The sequence below is a fragment of the Nonomuraea sp. NPDC050783 genome (assembly GCF_040802095.1).
GTDB lineage: Bacteria > Actinomycetota > Actinomycetes > Streptosporangiales > Streptosporangiaceae > Nonomuraea.
Map to the genome: position 1 here is coordinate 22,384 of NZ_JBFAHK010000043.1, position 16,690 is coordinate 39,073.

The 16,690-nt window shown below is 70.0% G+C and carries 18 protein-coding genes and 3 pseudogenes; 11 read left to right on the plus strand and 10 right to left on the minus strand.

What is annotated here, in order from left to right:
- Both AB0H75_RS48600 and AB0H75_RS48605 read right to left on the minus strand, forming a co-directional pair.
- On the minus strand, positions 1-1,602 hold the full coding sequence (locus AB0H75_RS48600) for an ABC transporter substrate-binding protein (RefSeq protein WP_367808594.1): 1,602 nt from the start codon (positions 1,600-1,602) through the stop codon (positions 1-3).
- 36 nt (positions 1,603-1,638) lie between these two features.
- Positions 1,639-3,018 carry a serine hydrolase domain-containing protein gene (locus AB0H75_RS48605; RefSeq protein WP_367808596.1) on the minus strand — a complete coding sequence of 460 codons (1,380 nt, stop codon included), beginning with the start codon at positions 3,016-3,018 and terminating at the stop codon, positions 1,639-1,641.
- 330 nt (positions 3,019-3,348) lie between these two features.
- Between AB0H75_RS48605 and AB0H75_RS48610 the strand changes: the two are divergent.
- A pseudogene (locus AB0H75_RS48610) lies at positions 3,349-4,127 on the plus strand (Tn3 family transposase); the annotation flags it as partial.
- Positions 4,128-4,214: 87 nt separating this feature from the next.
- Here the strand turns inward: AB0H75_RS48610 and AB0H75_RS48615 are convergent.
- Both AB0H75_RS48615 and AB0H75_RS48620 read right to left on the minus strand, forming a co-directional pair.
- Positions 4,215-4,694, minus strand: a complete 480-nt coding sequence (locus tag AB0H75_RS48615; RefSeq protein WP_367808598.1) for a VOC family protein — start codon at positions 4,692-4,694, stop codon at positions 4,215-4,217.
- Positions 4,691-5,563 carry a sigma-70 family RNA polymerase sigma factor gene (locus AB0H75_RS48620; protein ID WP_367808600.1) on the minus strand — a complete coding sequence of 291 codons (873 nt, stop codon included), beginning with the start codon at positions 5,561-5,563 and terminating at the stop codon, positions 4,691-4,693. Before AB0H75_RS48620 ends, AB0H75_RS48615 begins: the two co-directional genes overlap by 4 nt.
- 121 nt (positions 5,564-5,684) lie before the next feature.
- On the opposite strand from AB0H75_RS48620, the gene AB0H75_RS48625 reads away from it, so the two are divergent.
- Positions 5,685-6,098, plus strand: coding sequence for a VOC family protein (locus AB0H75_RS48625; RefSeq protein WP_367808602.1), 414 nt, complete (start codon positions 5,685-5,687; stop codon positions 6,096-6,098).
- On the opposite strand, the gene AB0H75_RS48630 is transcribed toward AB0H75_RS48625, so the two are convergent.
- Positions 6,086-6,298, minus strand: a complete 213-nt coding sequence (locus AB0H75_RS48630; protein ID WP_367808628.1) for a hypothetical protein — start codon at positions 6,296-6,298, stop codon at positions 6,086-6,088. The genes AB0H75_RS48625 and AB0H75_RS48630 overlap by 13 nt on opposite strands.
- Here AB0H75_RS48630 and AB0H75_RS48635 point away from each other — a divergent pair.
- The 4 genes and pseudogenes from AB0H75_RS48635 to AB0H75_RS48650 all read left to right on the plus strand — a co-directional run.
- Positions 6,227-6,379, plus strand: coding sequence for a YdeI/OmpD-associated family protein (locus tag AB0H75_RS48635; protein WP_367808624.1), 153 nt, complete (start codon positions 6,227-6,229; stop codon positions 6,377-6,379). The two genes, AB0H75_RS48630 and AB0H75_RS48635, sit on opposite strands and share 72 nt — an antisense overlap.
- Before the next feature lie 77 nt (positions 6,380-6,456).
- Entirely contained in the window at positions 6,457-6,720 is a 264-nt protein-coding gene (locus AB0H75_RS48640; protein WP_367808604.1) for a DoxX family protein, read from the plus strand.
- 20 nt (positions 6,721-6,740) lie between these two features.
- Positions 6,741-7,355, plus strand: a complete 615-nt coding sequence (locus AB0H75_RS48645; RefSeq protein WP_367808626.1) for a recombinase family protein — start codon at positions 6,741-6,743, stop codon at positions 7,353-7,355.
- 32 nt (positions 7,356-7,387) lie between these two features.
- Positions 7,388-7,468, plus strand: a pseudogene (locus tag AB0H75_RS48650) (IS5/IS1182 family transposase); the annotation flags it as partial.
- 81 nt (positions 7,469-7,549) lie between these two features.
- On the opposite strand, the gene AB0H75_RS48655 reads toward AB0H75_RS48650, so the two are convergent.
- Positions 7,550-7,996, minus strand: coding sequence for a nuclear transport factor 2 family protein (locus AB0H75_RS48655; RefSeq protein WP_367808606.1), 447 nt, complete (start codon positions 7,994-7,996; stop codon positions 7,550-7,552).
- A gap of 94 nt (positions 7,997-8,090) precedes the next feature.
- On the opposite strand from AB0H75_RS48655, the pseudogene AB0H75_RS48660 reads away from it, so the two are divergent.
- Positions 8,091-8,486 (plus strand): annotated as a pseudogene (locus tag AB0H75_RS48660) (transposase family protein); the annotation flags it as partial.
- A 6-nt stretch (positions 8,487-8,492) separates the two neighbouring features.
- Here the strand turns inward: AB0H75_RS48660 and AB0H75_RS48665 are convergent.
- The 3 genes from AB0H75_RS48665 to AB0H75_RS48675 all read right to left on the minus strand — a co-directional run bounded on the left by AB0H75_RS48665 (position 8,493) and on the right by AB0H75_RS48675 (position 11,714).
- Positions 8,493-8,840 carry a hypothetical protein gene (locus tag AB0H75_RS48665; protein ID WP_367808608.1) on the minus strand — a complete coding sequence of 116 codons (348 nt, stop codon included), beginning with the start codon at positions 8,838-8,840 and terminating at the stop codon, positions 8,493-8,495.
- 646 nt (positions 8,841-9,486) lie between these two features.
- Positions 9,487-10,953: an MFS transporter gene (locus AB0H75_RS48670; RefSeq protein ID WP_367808610.1), complete on the minus strand. Its 1,467-nt coding sequence runs from the start codon at positions 10,951-10,953 to the stop codon at positions 9,487-9,489.
- The gene (locus AB0H75_RS48675) at positions 10,950-11,714 is read right to left on the minus strand and encodes an SDR family NAD(P)-dependent oxidoreductase (RefSeq protein WP_367808612.1); all 765 of its coding nucleotides are present in this window, start codon (positions 11,712-11,714) and stop codon (positions 10,950-10,952) included. Before AB0H75_RS48675 ends, AB0H75_RS48670 begins: the two co-directional genes overlap by 4 nt.
- Positions 11,715-11,785: 71 nt before the next feature.
- Between AB0H75_RS48675 and AB0H75_RS48680 the strand changes: the two genes are divergently transcribed.
- The 3 genes from AB0H75_RS48680 to AB0H75_RS48690 all read left to right on the plus strand — a co-directional run bounded on the left by AB0H75_RS48680 (position 11,786) and on the right by AB0H75_RS48690 (position 14,951).
- Complete coding sequence (locus AB0H75_RS48680; protein WP_367808614.1) at positions 11,786-12,694, plus strand: LysR substrate-binding domain-containing protein; 909 nt, start codon at positions 11,786-11,788, stop codon at positions 12,692-12,694.
- A gap of 1,040 nt (positions 12,695-13,734) precedes the next feature.
- Positions 13,735-14,280 (plus strand): RNA polymerase sigma factor, encoded by a 546-nt coding sequence (locus AB0H75_RS48685; RefSeq protein ID WP_367808616.1) that lies wholly within the window; start codon positions 13,735-13,737, stop codon positions 14,278-14,280.
- A 68-nt stretch (positions 14,281-14,348) separates the two neighbouring features.
- Positions 14,349-14,951 (plus strand): hypothetical protein, encoded by a 603-nt coding sequence (locus AB0H75_RS48690; RefSeq protein ID WP_367808618.1) that lies wholly within the window; start codon positions 14,349-14,351, stop codon positions 14,949-14,951.
- A gap of 349 nt (positions 14,952-15,300) precedes the next feature.
- On the opposite strand, the gene AB0H75_RS48695 is transcribed toward AB0H75_RS48690, so the two are convergent.
- Complete coding sequence (locus AB0H75_RS48695) at positions 15,301-15,567, minus strand: hypothetical protein (RefSeq protein ID WP_367808620.1); 267 nt, start codon at positions 15,565-15,567, stop codon at positions 15,301-15,303.
- Between the two features lie 460 nt (positions 15,568-16,027).
- On the opposite strand from AB0H75_RS48695, the gene AB0H75_RS48700 reads away from it, so the two are divergent.
- A complete protein-coding gene (locus tag AB0H75_RS48700) occupies positions 16,028-16,600 on the plus strand; it encodes a hypothetical protein (protein WP_367808622.1) in 573 nt (190 codons plus the stop codon).
- Positions 16,601-16,690: the final 90 nt, after the last annotated feature.

The window sequence follows — 16,690 nt, forward strand, 5'->3', positions numbered from 1 at the left end:
TCAACCGAGCATCCGGATGCTGGTCGGGACGATGCTGCCGACGATGGACAGCTTCGCGCCCTTGACGAACGTCGGGATCACGTTGTTGGCGAACGGCACCACGTCGGCCGCCTTGTAGAGCGCCTGCTCGGCGGCGAACCAGTCCTTGCAGCCCTCGGCGCCGTTCGCCTTCATCGCCTTGGAGGCGGCGGCGAGGTAGCCGGCGTTGTCGATGTGGGCGAAGTTCGTGCCCTTCGGGGCGGCGGTGCCGGAGACGAACGGCATGACCTGGTCGGGGGTGCTGACGTTGAGCGGCATCCAGACGATGTCCCAGGCGCCGGTGCCGAAGACCGCCCCGGACGCCTCGGTCTGGGTCTGCTGCTTGGCCGTGACCTCGGCCCCGACCGCCTTCCACGCGGCGACCGCGAGCTCGGCGGCGGCTCCGCCGCCGGTGCCGAGCGAGTTCGGGTAGAGAAGGGTGAGCGAGAGCTTCTTGCCGTCCTTGACGCGGATGCCGTCCGGGCCCTTCGCCCAGCCGGCCGCGTCGAGCGCGGCCCCGGCGGCGGCGACGTCGAAGGACGGCAGGTGGCCGGTGACCGCGTCGCCGGTGCAGCCGAGCGGGTCCATGGCGGCGAGCTGGGTCGGCGGCACCCCCTTGCCGGAGGTCAGCGCGACCTGGAGCTGCTTGAGGTCGAGCGCCTGGGTGAGCGCCAGGCGCACGGCCGGGTCGGCGGTGACGTGCCCCTCACCCTGGTTGTACCACTGCTCGCCGGTCAGCGCCTGCTGGCCCACGGACTCCAGGCCCGCCTTGGCCAGGCGGTCGGCGTCGGGGCCGGTGATCTGGACGGCGTTGATGGTGCCGGCCAGCAGCTCGTTGGCGGACGTGGTCTCGTTCGGGACGATCTTGACGACGACCTTGGCCGGCAGGCCCGCCTCGGCCGTGGTGACGCCGCCGGGACCCCACGTGTATCCCTTGCGCAGCTCGTAGGTGTACCGCGTCGAGGGGACCGCCTCGGTGAGGACGTACGGGCCGGTGCCGTTCGTCCTGGCCTTGAGGGTGGAGCGGTCCTTCAGGCCGGCGTCGCACACCATCGGCAGGTTGGCCAGCGCGGTCAGCACGAACGGGGCCGGCGCGGCGAGCTTGAGGGTCACCGTGGAGCCCGAGGCGGAGGCGGTCGTCCCGGCCGGGACGAAGACCCCCAGGAACGGGCTCTTGTTGTCCGGATTCACCACGTACGTGATGTTGTCGACCACCGTCTGCGCCGTGAACGGCTTGCCGTCGGCGCAGGTGATCCCGTCCTTGAGCTGGAGGGTGACCTTCGTGCCCTCGACCGTCCACGACGCCGCCAGCTGCGGCAGGATGGTCCCGTCCTTGGCGACGGCCACCAGGTTGTCGTAGGCGAACTGCGTCAGCCCGAACAGGGCGCTCGTCGCCGACCCCTGCGGGTCCAGGGCGCCCGGGTCCGAGGCCAGGTTGAGGGTGAACGTCCGGCCGCCGGCGTAGGCGGCGGAGCCGCCCGGCGCGGCGGAGCCGGGCGCGTCGCCGCCGCAGGCAGCCAGGCCGGCCGAGCCGGCCAGCGTCAGGGCGAGCGCCGCGAGGGCCCTCGTGCGGGTGGGGGTCATGCGGGTCCTCATTCCGGAGGGTGTGAGCGGGAGATCTCAGGCGCGGGCCACCACGCGGCCGTAATGGAGATACTTCGCGCGGCCCGCCTCGTCGCGGCCGATGAAGGCGAAGACCTGGTGGACACCGCGGGTCGGGTCGAGCGAGATCAGCGAGTCGCCCTCGAAGGCCACGAGCCGGGTGCGCGTCGGTTTCTCGCCGATCTCGGCGATGACGTCCTTGGGCACCCGGTCGAGCCAGATCGTGCCGTCGTCGTCCTGGCTGACGGTGATGTCGTAGATCGTGTCGGAGTAGCGGCCGAGGTAGGGGGCCGGGTCGATCTGCCGGGGCGCGGCCGGCGGCACCGGGCGGCCCGGCAGGGCGATGCCGGTGAGCTGCTCGAACAGGTACGCCAGCACGTCGGTGAAGATGCCGAAGACGTCGCCGCCGTTGGTCAGCAGCGCGACCGCGACGCCGTGACCGGGCGCGACCCGCAAGAAGGCCGCCTGGCCGATGGTCCCGCCGTCGTGGCCGACGACGGTGTGCCCGCCGTGCTCCTCGATCTCCCAGCCGAGCCCCCACGCGCTGCCCATGGCGGTGAGCCGGGGCAGCCTCACCTGCGGCCGCCACATGTCGGCCACGGTGCCGGGCCGCAGCACGCGGGCGCCGTCGGGCGCGGCCCCGCCGGCCAGGTGCACGGCGACGAAGGCGAGCAGGTCGCGCGGGGTCATGGCGAGCATCGAGCCCGCCGGGGCGTTCGAGCGGGCGAGGGCCCAGGCCGGCGCCGGCACCGTCGCGCCGTCCTCGCCCGGCACGTGGCCGACGGCGGCGCGGTGCAGGATCGCCTCGTACGGGCTCGGCGCCACGTGCGTGAGCCCGAGCGGCGCCACCAATCGCTCGGTCAGCACCTCGTCGAACGGCTTGCCGCGCAGCACCTCGACCAGGCGGCCGAGCACCACGAAGCCGGTGTTGTTGTAGGAGAACACCTCTCCCGGCGGGAAGAGCTGCGGGATGTCGTGGATCGCGGCCAGGTACTTCTCGATCGCGTCCTCGCCGCGGCCGGTGTCGGTGAAGATGTCGCCCTCGAAGCCCGCGACGTGGCACAGCAGCTGCCGGGTGGTGATCACGGCGGACGCGGCCTCGTCCCCGACGCGGAACTCCGGCAGGTACGCCCGCACCGGCGCGTCCAGGTCCACCAGGCCCTCGTCCACCAGCTGCATGACCAGCGCGCTGGTCCACAGCTTGGTGATCGAGCCGATCTGGAAGACCGAGTCGGTGGTCGCCTCGACGCCGGTGGCCCTGCTCAGGACGCCCTCGGCGGCGGTGAGCACCTGGCCCTGGGTCAGGACGGCGACCGACGCGCCCGGCACCCCGCGCTCGGCCACGATCCGCGCGAAGTGCTCGTCGAGCCAGCTCTGTACGCTTTCCGGCGACCTCATGCCGCCGAGGTTAGAAGGCGACCCCGCCGCCGTACTCGGCGGATCGGACAACTCGGACCGGCGCGGCTTGTCCGATCCCACAAGAGCGGGGATCCTGTGCAGCCCAGCTCATGCCGACCCGTCCATCAAGATCTTCAGGACGTCCTAGGTCGTGTGCCGGCCTCCGGGAGCGACGGCCTTGTAGCCGGCGGCCTGCAGGGTGAACAGGTGGGCGCAGGAGCCTCCTGCCGACAGCAGCTCAGCGTGTGTTCCTTGTTCGGTGATGATCCCGTTGTGCAGCACTGCGATGAGGTCCGCGTCGCGGACGGCGCTCAGCCGGTGTGAGATGCGGTGATCAAGGACGGGGACGAGGCACTGACCCGCGGCAGGCTCTCGCACGTCGATCAGAACGACGTGCGCGCCGAGACCCACGCCGCCGCCAACGCGATCCTCATCAAGGCCCAGCGCGGCGTACCGATCGTGAAGCTGTGGGGCGGCGGGCTGCTGGCCTCGGTCGACGGGCTGCGTTTCGTCGTCCCGGTCCAGACGATCAACGCCGCCCCCTCGCCGAAGTACCTCGGCTACAAACGCGGCCTCACCCTTCTGAACGCAGCCAATGATCAAGTGATGGGGATCGGGCAGGTGGTCGTGCCGGGCACGCCACGCGATTCACTGTACGTCCACGACACCCTTTCGCCCGAGGGGGGCGTCCGACCCCGCTGGGGCAAGCGTTCGCCGAGTACGGCCGCATCGACAAGACCCTGCATCTGCTGTCGATCCTGGATCCGATCGACGGCACCTACCGGCGCAAGCTCAACAAGCAGCTCACCGTGCAGGAATCGCGGCACCGGCTGGCCCGCACGATCTGCCACGGTGGCAACGGCCAAATCCGGAAGGCGTATCAGGAGGGCCAGGAAGATCAACTAGCTGCGTTGGGTCTCGTCGTCAATGCGGTCGCGCTGTGGAACTCCAGGTACCTGTCGGCCGCCGTCGCCCTGCTGCGCGCCCAGGGTATCCCGGTCAAGGACGAGGACGCTGCCCGGCTCAGCCCGCTGGGTCACGCCCATCTCAACGTCTTGGGCCGCTATGCCATCGCCTCCTCCGCCCCGGCCGACGGCTTGCGCCAGCTCGGCGAGATCCCCGAGCTGCCCGAGGACGAGGACGCGGGGGAGGAGGAGGGCGTGGAGATTCCAGGCTTTGCCGCGGAGCGGCCGCGTTCAGGGTGCCTGGTGGCCCCTCGCGGCGTGTGCCTGCCTCGACGCGAGTGCGAGACCTGCCTGCCGCGGCTGGGTGAATCGCAGCATGTTGCCGGAGGGATCGAGGAAGGCGCAGTCGCGGACGCCGTCGGGCTGGTTGATCGGTTCTTGCATCACTTCGGCGCCCGCGGCCTCGATGTGCTCGAAGGTGGCGTCGCAGTCGTCGGTCAGGAAGCCGAGACAGCCCAGGAGGCCGTTGGTCATCAGGTCCTCGATTGATTGCCGGCCGGCCGGTGGGACTCCCGGGTCTGTGCAGGGCGCTTGAAGGACGATCCGCACGTCCGGCTGCGCCGGCGGGCGGACGCTCACCCGCCGCGTTCCGTCGGATCCGAGGTCGTCGCGTACCTCGAAGCCGAGTACGTCGCGATAGAAGGCGAGCGCCTCGTCGAGGTCGTGGACGGCGATGGCGCAGGAGGAGAGTTTGAGGTCCGTGCCGGTCAACGCCGCTCCTTGTCGCCGGCGGAGAGGTAGACGATGTCGAGGTCGTGGAGCCGGTCCGGGTCGGTGTCGATGGCGATTCGGGTGATCTTCTCGTCGTGGATGGCGAAGGTGATGACGGCTTTCGGCCGGCCGCGGTGTGACCAGACGGCCGCCGGGACGCCGTCGACCAGGGCGAGCCGGGCGGCCTGAGCCCGTCCGGCGAAGAAGGCCGCCACCGCTTCGGCGCCGCGGATCTCGATGGCCACGGCTTCCGGATCGAGCAGTTCGACCAGGGCGGTGAAGTCTCCGCCTCGGGCCGCGGCGAGGAATGCCTCGACGATTTCCCGCTTCGCCGAACGCGCGGCATCGCAGGCGTCGGCCGTTCCTTGCACCCGGCGCCGGGCCCGGCTGGCGAGTTGCCGGGCCGCCGCCGGGGAGCGGTCGATGATGGCGCCGATCTCGGCGAACGACACGGCGAAGACGTCGTGCAGGACGAACGCGAGCCGTTCGGCGGGAGCCAGCGTGTCCAGCACCACCATCAGCGCGACACCGACCGAATCGGCCAGCAGTGTCTCGTCCTCGGGGGTGGCCTGGCCGGCCAGGTGGGTGCCGGGCCGCGGTGCGGTCGGCTCGGGCGGCAGCGCCCCGGCCGAGTCCTCACGCCGGGCCCGGCGCGCCTCGAGCATGTTCAGGCAGACCCTGGCGACGACGGTGGTCAGCCACCCGGCCGGGTTCTCCACCTGGCCGGTGTCGGCGCGGCTGACCCGCAGCCAGGTCTCCTGCACCGCGTCCTCGGCCTCGCTGGGTGAGCCGAGCATCCGGTAGGCCACCGCGTGCAAGCGGCTCTGGTGCTCGGCGAACCGTTCGCTCACCCAGTCCTGCTCAACCATCGGTCACATTCCTCCATCCGGTCCTGTCATACCGATTGACCGGCGAACACGCGCCGATGTGACAGCCGGGCCCTGGCCCGGATGTCGGGCGCGTACACATCTGAAGTGCAAGGAGCAAGGCATGAAAGCGCACGTCAGCTCGATCCTCCTCGGCGTCCGGGACATGGACCGGGCCAAGCGGTTCTACACCGAGGGGCTCGGCTGGAAGATCAAGAACGACTACGGCATCTCGGTGTTCTTCGAATCGGACGGCGCCTCGCCGGTCGGCTTCTACGGTCGCGAGGGTCTGGCCGACCAGATGGGCACGGACCCGGAAGGCAGCGGCTTCAGCGGGCTGGTTCTGACCTACGTCGTCCGCAGTGAGGCGCGGGTCGAGGAGATCATGGCAGAGGCCCAGAAGGCCGGCGCCACGATCCTCAAGCCCGCGGGTGCTCTGCCGTGGGGCGGGTACGGCGGCACCTTCGCCGACCCGGACGGCTACATCTGGAGCCTCGGCTACAGCGCCCAGGGAACCGACCAGCCCTACGCCGAGTAGCCGCGATCTCTTGCCTCACAGCCGCCCGGGACGGCGCGGCGCGGGCCGCGGGTGTCGCGATCGGCGACGAGGTCGAGCTCGAGCTCGACACCCAGCCGCGCGTCGTCGCCGAGCCCCCGGACTTCGCCCTGGCCCGGGACGACGACCCGGCCGCCCGCACCGCCTTCGACCGTCTCACCGGCAGCCGCAAGCGTGAGCACCTGCGCGCCGTAGAGAGCGCGAAGAAAGCCGAGACGCGCCGGCGGCGCATCGAGAAAGCCATCGCCGCCCTGCGGGGCTGAACCCGAAACAAGACTCCGTCGGCCATGCAGTCGCCGGCGGAGGTCCGACCCTGCCCTACCTCCGGAAGAGACGGTATATGTCGAAACATCTAAAGACTGGTCTGTATTGGTTCCTGGCCCTTCAGTTCGCGCTGGGCGCCGTGACCAAGTACTGGCCGGGCGACACGATATTCAGCCCCGCGTACGCCGTGAAGTTCGTCGAGTGGGGTTACCCGTCCTGGATGCGCTTCGTGGTCGGCGCCCTGGAGGGTATCGCCGCCGTCCTGCTCGTGATCCCCGACCGGCGTGCACGCTTCCTGGGTGCCACGACGCCGCCGCCGCACACCCCGGCGACGTCCTGACGGTCTCGGAGCTGTTCCGGCTGTGCCGCGATCTGATCGACGTCCACGCCGTGCGCGATTGGTGCCAGGCCCGCGGTGTCGCCCTGCGCGTCCTGTCGGGCCCGCTGTCGAACTTCCACGACCTCGCCGCCAACGACGCCACGACCGCGCTGCTCATCAACGTGATCACTGCGGTGGGCCAGTTCCAGCGCGACATCCAGAACGAGCTGACCGTCGAAGGGATCGCCGCCGCCGAAGCCGAAGGCCGCTACCGCGACCGGCCGCCCGCGCTGGCCGGCGCCCAGCTTGAAGAGGCGCGTTCGGCGTTCCCCGACCACGGCACTTCGATCGCGGCCCTCGCCCGTGCGCATGGAGCAAACCGGGCCGCCATCCGAACTGCGCTGACCGATATGGTCCACCGACGAAGGCGGCGTCGCGGAATTACGCGCCCGCCCGCACGACAAGCATCCAGTCCGGTCTCCTTATCGTTGTGCCGCGCGACGCATACCGGGGTTGAGATCACCGCGCGGGGGACGGCAGAAGGACCGGGGCATGCGGAGAGGGCGGGAATCGCGGCGATCATCTGGGCGAGGAAGTCGATGTCTTCCTGCTTCACCACGTGGGGTCGGCCTTGTCGATGCCGGAGACTTTGGTGACGCACGCGCCGACGGCTGTGGTCATCGTGCCGAATGTCCGCATCCGGGCCACCGGCGAGCGCGCCGTCCCGACGTTGAAGACCTGGAAGGTACTGACCAAGCTGCGCGGCTGCTGACGCCGCGCGACCGCGATCGTCCAGGCCCTCGTCGTCCCGCGCCTCGTCGAGGAGGGCCGTCGCCCAAGAGGGAAGGGCTCAGTGGTCGTCGGTTCGCTCGCCTCCCGCGTCCCCGAACACCATGCGATGCCCCCTGGCGGTGTCCGTGTACTCGCGCACCCGATGGATCGACCCGTCCCGCAGCTCGAAGACGAAGCAGTAGTCGTTGCGGTAGGCGTTGCCGTCCGCCAGCGTGGCTTGCATGGTCTCCTCCACCACGACCACCTCGCCGTCGGCGTAGAACCCGCGGAAATCCACCGCCACATCGGCGACGAACATGCGCGGGAAGTCGACGGTGAGGAAGTGGACGACGGCCTCCCTGCCCACCATGTGGTGCGTCCCGCCGAGGGCCACGGCGGTCGCGTTCGCCGGAGGGGCCAGCCATTCCGCGTCCTGGGCGAAGAAGCTCGCGATCAACTCCTTGTCCCGGGTCGCGAACGATCGCCATGCCCGCTTCACCAGCTCGCGGTTCTGCTCAGAGCTCATACCGGGCAGTCTGGCATCCTCCCGGCACAGGCACCGGCCACATCCGGACCTGATCACTGAGGCTTCTCCAACCTGATCGCGCAGGTCGGCAGCGTACTACTCCGGTAAACACCGACGCCACGGCGTGAACGTGCAGATCCTGGCCGATCCAGCCGGTCGGCTGATGTGGGCCTCACCTGCACTGGCCGGTGCCACGCATGACCTGACCGCCGCAAGGGTGAAGACCTTCGCCGACAAGGGCTATCAAGGCGCGGGCGGCAGCATCCGCACGCCGTTCAAAGGTCATCGGCTGCGGCCGCCGCTGTCGCGCCATCAGCGCTCGGTCAACCGCACGCACGCCCGCATCCGCGCCTGCGGGGAACGCGCCGTCGCCACCCTGAAGACCTGGAAGGTCCTGTCCCGGCTGCGCTGCTGCCCGCACCGCGCCACCACGCTCGTGCAGGCCATCCTCGTCCTGCAGCTCATCGAAGAAGGCCGCTACTCAGGATGAAGGGGCTCAGTGGGGGTCGCTCCACAGGGTGTACCACGGGCCCCGCAGGCGCGATGTGTCGCCCGGCCTTCTGCCAGGGCTCCATATGTACGCGAGGTGGCTGTTGGTGAGGGGGAAGACGACCGCGTCGCCGTCCCAGTAGACCGCATCGAACGTGAGGACGCCGATTGTCTGGCGCTTGAGCACCTGGTCCTTCCCCAATGTGCGGGCGACGGCCTCCATCTGGGGAGCCGAGCGGGCGAACCGGTCGTCCTCGCCGGGCCTGAGCCAGAAGAGCCCCGCGAGGAGGAGTGCGCCGGCCAGGAGCACCACTGTCCGGCGTAAGACCGGGCCGCCGGTGGTCGTTCGTCTCATACGAGCATCTTCACATTACGTCCGCGCAGCCTGTTCGTTTTTCCCGCCCGCTCTGGTCGAGGGGGGCGTGGACGAGGTGCTGGCGCGCTGGCCATCCTCGTCCTCCAACGCGTCGAAGACGGCCCGTTGCCCAGGATGAAAGAGCTCACTGGACAGATCCAAGCGATCCCGGCGCCGCGCTTCAGGCCGACGGTGCGGCGATGGCAGTCATTCCCGCGTTCCCGGGGTGAAGGTGATCCCCCGAGTCGTCAGCGGGGAGTGTCGTCCCGAGCCGGGCGTGGACCCTGAACGGGGTGCTGGTGGCTCCGATCACACGCACGCCTCGGGCACATGGTCCGAACGGAATCGCTGAGCGCCACGATTGTGCCCTTGGCCAGGTCGCGTTTCCCGACGACGGCCGCTCTGGCCAAGCAGTACCAGGCGTCACCGGCCGGGCCGGAGAAGGCGTCGGGCTTCTCGTCGTGGAGGTGCTCTCCGCGGCCCGGCAGGTGGATCGCGCGCCGTCGAACCGCGGAGAACGCATGTGCCCGGCAGGGTCACCGCGCCGTGCTGCTGCTTGGCGATCGTGGCACCGGCGATGGACGCGCGAACCCGTCCATCGACCAGTTGCCGCCTTGCCAGTCGTTTCCCAGGGCAGGAGACACGGCTATGCGGCCGAGGTGCACCCGTCGCGGAGCTCTCCGGCATCTGCCTTCGTGCCCTTGCCCAGCAGGAGCAGGGCAAGGCCGCCGGCGGCGGCCAGGACCGCGCTGGCAAGCAAGCCGAAGCGGTAACCGGCCACCAGGGCGGCGGTCGCCGCGGGATCGTCCTGGGCTCCGGTGTGGGCCACGGCCAGGGTGACGAGCGTGGACACGCCAAGTGCGATGCCGACCTGCTGAGAGGTGTTCAGCAACCCCGACACCACTCCGTGCTCCTCCGCCGAGGCGCCGTTACTGCCCACGATGCTGGCCCCGACGAAGGCCGCGGCGAGACCGAGGCCGAACAGCAGGTATCCCGGCAGAAGATCAGTCAGGTACGTGCCGTGCACCGTGATCCTGGCGAGCAGGAGTTCGCCGGCGGCCACCATGGCCAGCCCAGCGACGGCGACGAGCCACGGCGGCACCTTCGCGGTCACCCTGGAGGCCAGCGTGCTGCCGATGACCGCCATCATGGCGGAGGGCAGGACCGCCAGCCCCGTCTGCAGGGACGAGTAGCCGAGTACGCCCTGCATGTACAGGATCAGGAAGAACCCTTGGCCGCCCATCACGGCGGTCAGGCAGATGATGGCCAGGTTGGCGCCGGCGACCGGGCCGCGTCCGGCGATCCGCAACGGGACCAGCGGGCTCGCCGAGCGGCGTTGGATCAGGACGAAGGCAGTCAGCAGCACCACCGCTGCCAGTACGCTCATGGTCGCCGGCGCGCTGAAGCCGGTCTGCCGGCCGAGGCCGAGGCCGTGGATCAGGAGACCGATCCCGGCGGTGATGGTCACCGCTCCGGGCAAGTCGAGCTTCGTACGGTCCCACGTCACCTGCCCGTCGCGTGGCAGGACTCCGGTCAGGAGCAGCGCGACCGCGCCGATCGGCACGTTGACCAGGAAGACCGCGCGCCAGCCGAGGGTGTCGGTCAGCACGCCGCCGAGGATGAGGCCGGCTCCGGCTCCTGAGGCGCCGAGCCCGCTCCAGATGCCCAAGGCCCGGTTGCGGCCGGTGCCCTCGGCGTGGATGACCAGCAGCAGGCTCAGTGCGGTGGCGGAGATGAGCGCCGCGCCCAGACCCTGGAGTGTCCGCGCCACCAGGAGGATCTCCACTCGTGCCGCCAGCCCGCATCCCGCCGACGATGCCACGAACAGTACCGTGCCGCCGGTGAACAACCTGCGCCGGCCGAGCAGGTCGCCGAGTCGCCCGGACAGGACGAGGAACCCGCCGAAGGTGACCGCGTAGAGCGTGATCACATACTGCATGTCGCCTTCGGCCAGGGCGAACTCGCGGCCGATGGAGGGCAGCGCCACGTTGGCGATGGTGGTGTCGAGGATGACCATGAACTGCACGGCGCACAACAGGGACAGCACGAGTGCGCCGCGTCGCTCGGCTGAGCCGGCTCGCCGGCCGGGGCCGGGGCCGGGGCCGATGGTCATGCTGTCAGCCCACCGTCGAGAGGGAGGCGAACGCCGTGCAGGTAGTCGGCATCGGCGCAGGCCAGGAAGAGGGCCGCCGCCGCGATGTCGTCCGTCGTGCAGAGCCGGCGGGCGGGAACATTGGGCAGGACCTGCGTGTCGACGTCGAGCTGTGCCAGAACGGGCTGTGACATCGGCGCGTCCACCACCATCCCGGGGCTGATCATGTTGACGCACACGCCGCGCGGTCCGTACTCGGTCGCCCATGTCCTGGTCAGGCTCTCCAGCGCGGCCTTGGAGGAGTTGTACACCGACGCGCCCGGCCAGCTCTTGACGGCGCCCAACGTGCCGATGTTGACGATCCTGCTACGGCGGCCGCTCAGGAGGTGGGGCAGGGCCGCCTGGGTCATGAAGTAGGCGGCCTTGTAGTTGAGGGTCACCATGCGGTCGAAGTCGTCCTCGCCGACCTCGTCGGTCATGGCGAAACTGGCGATCGCGGCGTTGTTGACGAGGATGTCGAGGCCGCCGAACCTTTTCACGGCCGCCGACACCACGGCCTGGCGCGTCTCCGGCAGCGTCAGGTCGCCGGGCACGAAGGCGGCCTGCCCGCCGTCGTCGATGACCCCTTTCATGACCCGCTCACCGAGATCCGCGCGCCGGCCCGTCAGGACGACCATGGCACCTTCCCGGGCGAACGCGCGTGCGATCGCCTCACCGATCCCCGAGGTGGAGCCGGTGACGACGGCCACTTTGCCGCCGAGACGTGAAAGCTGTGCATTCATGGCGATGACGATAGGGAGCCGGAGATCATCGGTTCAAAGACTGAATGATGATGACTTGATAAGTTCGTCGTATGAGCTTTGACCTGCGCCACCTCGAAGGCTTCGTCGCCGTCGCCGAGGAGCTGCACTTCGGGCGGGCCGCCGCCCGGCTGCACATCGCTCAGCCCGCCCTCTCCCAGCAGATCCAGCGGCTCGAGAGCTCGCTCGGCGTGGACCTGCTCATCCGCGAGCGGCGCCGTACGCGGCTCAGCGAGGCGGGCCGGGCATTCCTGGTCGAGGCCAGACGCACCCTCGCACAAGCGGAGATCGCCCGCACGGTCGCCCGCCGGGCCGGGCGCGGCGAGCTGGGCCGGCTGCGTGGGGGCTACGTGCCCACCACGTCGTCGAAACTGTTCCTGGCCATCCTGGCGGACTTCCAGCGCCGCCATCCGGAGGTGCAGGTCGAGCTCAGAGAGCTGCCGCTCGGGTCGCTGGCCGCACCTTTGCACGACGACGTGGTCGACGTCACCTTCGTGGCGAGGCTCGGGGAGATCACCTGCCTCGGCCCCGACATCGCCGTCCATGAGCTTTCGGCCGAGCACTTCGTGGCTGCGCTACCCGCCGGGCATCCTCTGTCGCGGGATCCAGAGATCGAGCTCGCACGGCTCGCGCAGGAGGACTTCGTCATGCTCGCGCCGGAGCTCTGCACGGAGTGGCACGAGACGATGATCAGCACGTGCGAGCTCGCGGGGTTCGCGCCGCGGATCACCCATCACGCCCGCGAGATCTCCACCCAGCTCATGTTCGTCGCGGCAGGGCTGGGAGTGACACTGGTACCGGCTTCGGCCCAGGCGCTTCGCGGACAAGATGTCGCCTTCGTCCCTCTGGCCGGCCCGAGCCCCCGGATCACCTCCACAGTCCTGTGGCGCGCCCGGAACGACCTGCCTGTCCTGCGCCGCTTCCTCGACGTCATGGCGTACCAGCCGGACATCGATCCTTGACGTCCGGTGCGCCGGTGCGAGGTGACCGCCACGTCTCTGGCTCCCACCACGCCGCCGCGATCACCGGCACGTTCGTCAACGTCACCTTCCCCCGCTGAGCCCCGCACCACGATGAACTCGCCGCCCAGCCTGTCGTCCGCGTACGGCACTCCGTCGCCGTGGCCCAGCTCCAGCACTGTCCAGCGGACGGGCCGACCGCGCTGTGGCGATACCTGCTCGGGCACGGCACGCAGCCGGACAGGCCACCCATACGTGCGCCACCACTGCTTCGACGAGATCCTGACCGACATCGAGATCGACGTGCCCACCCAGGCGCCGGCCCCCGCTCGTACGACCGCGGCGCCGCGCCGAGGGCCCAGCCAACGTCACTCCCGGCAGCCCGTGCGAGCAGCAACCCGGCTACGAGCCAGGGTTGACGTGCTCCCGGACCAACGGGGCAGCCGGGCCCGAGCGGAGCCCCGGGATCGGTGGCGCTCAGGCGAAGGCGTTCGACAAGCGTTGGAGTTCGGCGGCGTGGCCGAGCGGCGAGCCGTCCGCGATCCATCGGGTGAGGGTCGCGGGGCTGAAGAGGTGCTCGATGGCGAGCAGCACCGCCCCTGTGACGCCCTCCCATGTGGTCCATCGACGCGGTGCGGATCTCCAGGCCCTGAGCGGCGAGGTCGGTGCTGCGCCGCAGGACGCCCCCGCCGGGCACCCGATGGGCTACCAGGACGCCTTAACGCGTTCGTCCGCGACGTCTACGCGGGCATCGCGGGCATCGCGGGGGAGCTGCCCGAGCGGGTGCCGACGTTCGACGACGGATCGCGGATGAACGTGGTCACCTCAGCCGTGCTGAGACCGGCGGAGACGTCCGCCTGCGTGACGATCGGGCGATGACGGGCCGGCGGCCGTCCGCCGGCGGGGAGCGGATCGCGCTCGGCGCCCGGCCCTGTCGCCGCTGATGGCCTCGATCCGAGGTGTAGTCGAATAGGGCCTGAAACGCTTCTCGCCGCCCGATCCAAGTAGAGGTGTAAGGGCGAACGACGAAGGGAGCGAGGCCAGTGCGCCTCAACGACGACCCCGCGGCCTTCGAGGCCTTCTATCGCCGCCACGTCGATGCCGTCATGAGATTCGTGGTCCGGCGGGTGAGCGACCCTCACCTCGCCGCCGACCTGACGGCGGACATCTTCCTGGCGGCCCTTGACTCGGCGCACACCTACGTGCCCGGCCGGGGTAGCGAGCTCGCCTGGCTCTACGGCATCGCACGCAACGTCGTATCCGCCCAGCACCGCAAGGCGGCCATCGAGGCGCGGGCGACCAGCCGCGTCGCCGGTCGCCGGCTGATGGACGACGACGATCTCACCAGGATGGAGGAGCGGATCGACGCCGAGCGCCGGGTGCGCAACACCTTGGAGGCCATGCAGGGCCTTCCCGAAGGTGATCGCGCCGTGCTGGAGCTCGTCGCGATCGATCAGCTCACCGTCACCGAGGCCGCCAACGCTCTGGGCATCAGGCACGTGACCGCACGTGTCAGACTGCACCGCGCCCGGCGCGCCCTCGGGAACGTCGCCTCGCCATCGGCCGTGTACCAGGAAGGACGGATATGACCAACTTCGAAGATCGCCTTCTGAGTGCACTCAAGGACGAGATCGCGACGAGAAAGGCAGAAGGCCACATGACAACTGTGACACCCGTACGACGCACCCGGCGCATCGTGGGACTGTCCGCCGTGGTGGCGGGGGTCGCGGCGGCCGCCACAGCAGTGGTGATGGTGACCGGCGTGACCGGCAGCGCGGCGTACGCGGTCTCCAAGGGCTCGGACGGCACGGTCAACGTACAGATCAACTCGTTCGTCGACCCCGACGGCCTGGAGGCCAAGCTGGCCGAGACCGGGATCAAGTCGGTGGTGGACTACCTGCCCGCAGGCCAGACCTGCAAGCAGCCCCGCGGCGAGAACGGGGCCGCGGACGGGAAGTTCGCCGCGAGCATCAGCAAGGCGGATGACGGGATCGCCTTCACGATCAAGGAGGGGGACGTCCCCGAGGGGTCCACGCTGGTGCTGGCCGTCACGAAGAGCGAGGACGGCGACTCCGCCCCGCCGTCCTCGACCTCTCTGCAGATCGTCAAGGGGACGGTCGCCCCCTGCGAGCCCACGTCCGCCCCCGCGATCCCGCCCGCTGACCACGACACCAGCGGAACCACGGACAAGCAGGACAATGGCCCCACCCTCGACACCGGCACGGAGGAGGGAAAGGGCGTCACCGACAACAACGACTGACCGCCCCCATCCGAACGGCTCCTCACCCCAGGGCCGTGACTCCTCACCGGTAGACCGCTGATCCGGCGACCTCCCGCCGGAAGACAGCGGCCCGCCCGGCGGCCCCTTCCCAGCAGCGGGGCCGCCGGGCCTTCCGCCGTCACGATGCGTTATTGCTCCGTCACGACCGCTTGAGGCCACCCGTCTCCGGACGCCAAAACTCATCCAGAAGGGTCGGATCGGCCTCGAACCCGACGGGCAAGATCCACAACAATCACACCACGAGCGTGGCGGACAGCCTGAATGGCTGTGCTGCCGATGCTGATGTCGCGCCGCTCGGGCACCCGAAGTCGCGGAATCGGCGGAAGGGTCAGCAGCCTCGGCCGTTGAGGAGGCCGAGCTCGGGTGTGTAGTTCACGTACACACAGGAGAACGTGCCTTCCGGGATGGTGATCCCGGAACCTCCGGGAACGCAGCCGCTGGCCAGGATGACATAGCCCACGACGTCGCCCATGAAGTGGCGGGAGCCGCTGGTGCAGGTGTAGCCGCTGAGAGCCTGCGCGGGAGACGCGAGCAGGGACGCGCCGACGATCACCAGGAGCGGGATGACGGAGAGTCGCTTGACCCAGGCGAGCATACGTACCTCCGCGTAGAGAGTGGGGGAGGCCGTTCCTACCCGACTCCCGCTCCGAACCACCCTCCGGACGTGTCCGTTAACGGACACGTCCCGGCGGCCCTGCGCTCGGGCGAGCGCGAAGAAGGCTCGGTGGAGGGCCGGGCCGGCCCCCTGGCCCTGCGGCGCCGGCTCGATGCCCACGAAGTGGATGTCGGCGGTGTCCTGCTCGTTCCGCGGCCCGCGCCCCGCCCTTGAACCCGCCCCATCAGGAGTCCAGGACGGCGAGCGCCCGCAGGTGGTCCTCAGCGGTGGGATGCCGGCGACAAGCCCAGCCGGGAGATCGCCGATCACCGTGACAGCCTGGCACCCTCAGATTCCCGCTGGGCGGCACGGGCACGCGCCCCCCGAGCACGGACGGCGGGAGCGGGCGTTCCCACTCAGTTCTCAGTGATCCACAAGAGTGCCCTCGCACGCTGAGCCCATGAGAGGCATCCGGTTACTCATCGCCCTCGCGGCCTGCGCGGCCCTCCTGCCCGCCGCGCCGGCCGCCCAGGCGGCCACCGCAACCGCGACCGTCACGTCGGACGAGGTCCCGCACGTGGCGATCTCCGTGGAAGGCGTGATCGCCCACGACACCGAGGAGGAGTCGGTCGACGAGGTCTCGGTCCACATCAAGGCACCCAGGGCGCCCTTCCTCTGGGCGACCAAGAAGGTGTGGCCGGACCCCGACTGGGGGGCCAAGGAGGAGGACTTCCCGCTCCGCAGGCTCGGCTGCGCCTGGACCGTGCACCAGTACATCTGCCCCCTCGAACAGACGATCCTGGTCTACGGCGGCCCCAGCAAGAGCATGATCGTCCCTGCGGACGGCCGGCAGGTCCGCGCGGTGATCATGGAGGACGACATCTCGGGTGACGACGTCCTCATGGACGAGACGTTCACCGTCAACCCGTTGAGCCGGTACGAGATCCGCACGTTCGAGAAGAAGACCGAGGGCTGGCACTACGTGCTCCACCTGCGCATCGAGCCGTACTTCTGCTCGCCCTGTCCCCTCTGACCCTCGCTCCACCACCGGTTCCGCGGCCGCCGACCGGCCCTCGCCGAGATCGTCGTAGACGCGCTGGATCTCGGTGAAGAACGGGTCGAA

What these genes read in the sequence shown, in the direction of transcription:
- AB0H75_RS48600 (WP_367808594.1), bottom strand. Translation starts at nt 1,602, where the DNA reads ATGACCCCCACCCGCACGAGGGCCCTCGCGGCGCTCGCCCTGACGCTG.
- AB0H75_RS48605 (WP_367808596.1), bottom strand. Translation starts at nt 3,018, where the DNA reads ATGAGGTCGCCGGAAAGCGTACAGAGCTGGCTCGACGAGCACTTCGCG.
- AB0H75_RS48620 (WP_367808600.1), bottom strand. Translation starts at nt 5,563, where the DNA reads ATGGTTGAGCAGGACTGGGTGAGCGAACGGTTCGCCGAGCACCAGAGC.
- AB0H75_RS48625 (WP_367808602.1), top strand. Translation starts at nt 5,685, where the DNA reads ATGAAAGCGCACGTCAGCTCGATCCTCCTCGGCGTCCGGGACATGGAC.
- AB0H75_RS48640 (WP_367808604.1), top strand. Translation starts at nt 6,457, where the DNA reads ATGTCGAAACATCTAAAGACTGGTCTGTATTGGTTCCTGGCCCTTCAG.
- AB0H75_RS48655 (WP_367808606.1), bottom strand. Translation starts at nt 7,996, where the DNA reads ATGAGCTCTGAGCAGAACCGCGAGCTGGTGAAGCGGGCATGGCGATCG.
- AB0H75_RS48665 (WP_367808608.1), bottom strand. Translation starts at nt 8,840, where the DNA reads ATGAGACGAACGACCACCGGCGGCCCGGTCTTACGCCGGACAGTGGTG.
- AB0H75_RS48670 (WP_367808610.1), bottom strand. Translation starts at nt 10,953, where the DNA reads ATGACCATCGGCCCCGGCCCCGGCCCCGGCCGGCGAGCCGGCTCAGCC.
- AB0H75_RS48675 (WP_367808612.1), bottom strand. Translation starts at nt 11,714, where the DNA reads ATGAATGCACAGCTTTCACGTCTCGGCGGCAAAGTGGCCGTCGTCACC.
- AB0H75_RS48680 (WP_367808614.1), top strand. Translation starts at nt 11,786, where the DNA reads ATGAGCTTTGACCTGCGCCACCTCGAAGGCTTCGTCGCCGTCGCCGAG.
- AB0H75_RS48690 (WP_367808618.1), top strand. Translation starts at nt 14,349, where the DNA reads ATGACAACTGTGACACCCGTACGACGCACCCGGCGCATCGTGGGACTG.
- AB0H75_RS48695 (WP_367808620.1), bottom strand. Translation starts at nt 15,567, where the DNA reads ATGCTCGCCTGGGTCAAGCGACTCTCCGTCATCCCGCTCCTGGTGATC.
- AB0H75_RS48700 (WP_367808622.1), top strand. Translation starts at nt 16,028, where the DNA reads ATGAGAGGCATCCGGTTACTCATCGCCCTCGCGGCCTGCGCGGCCCTC.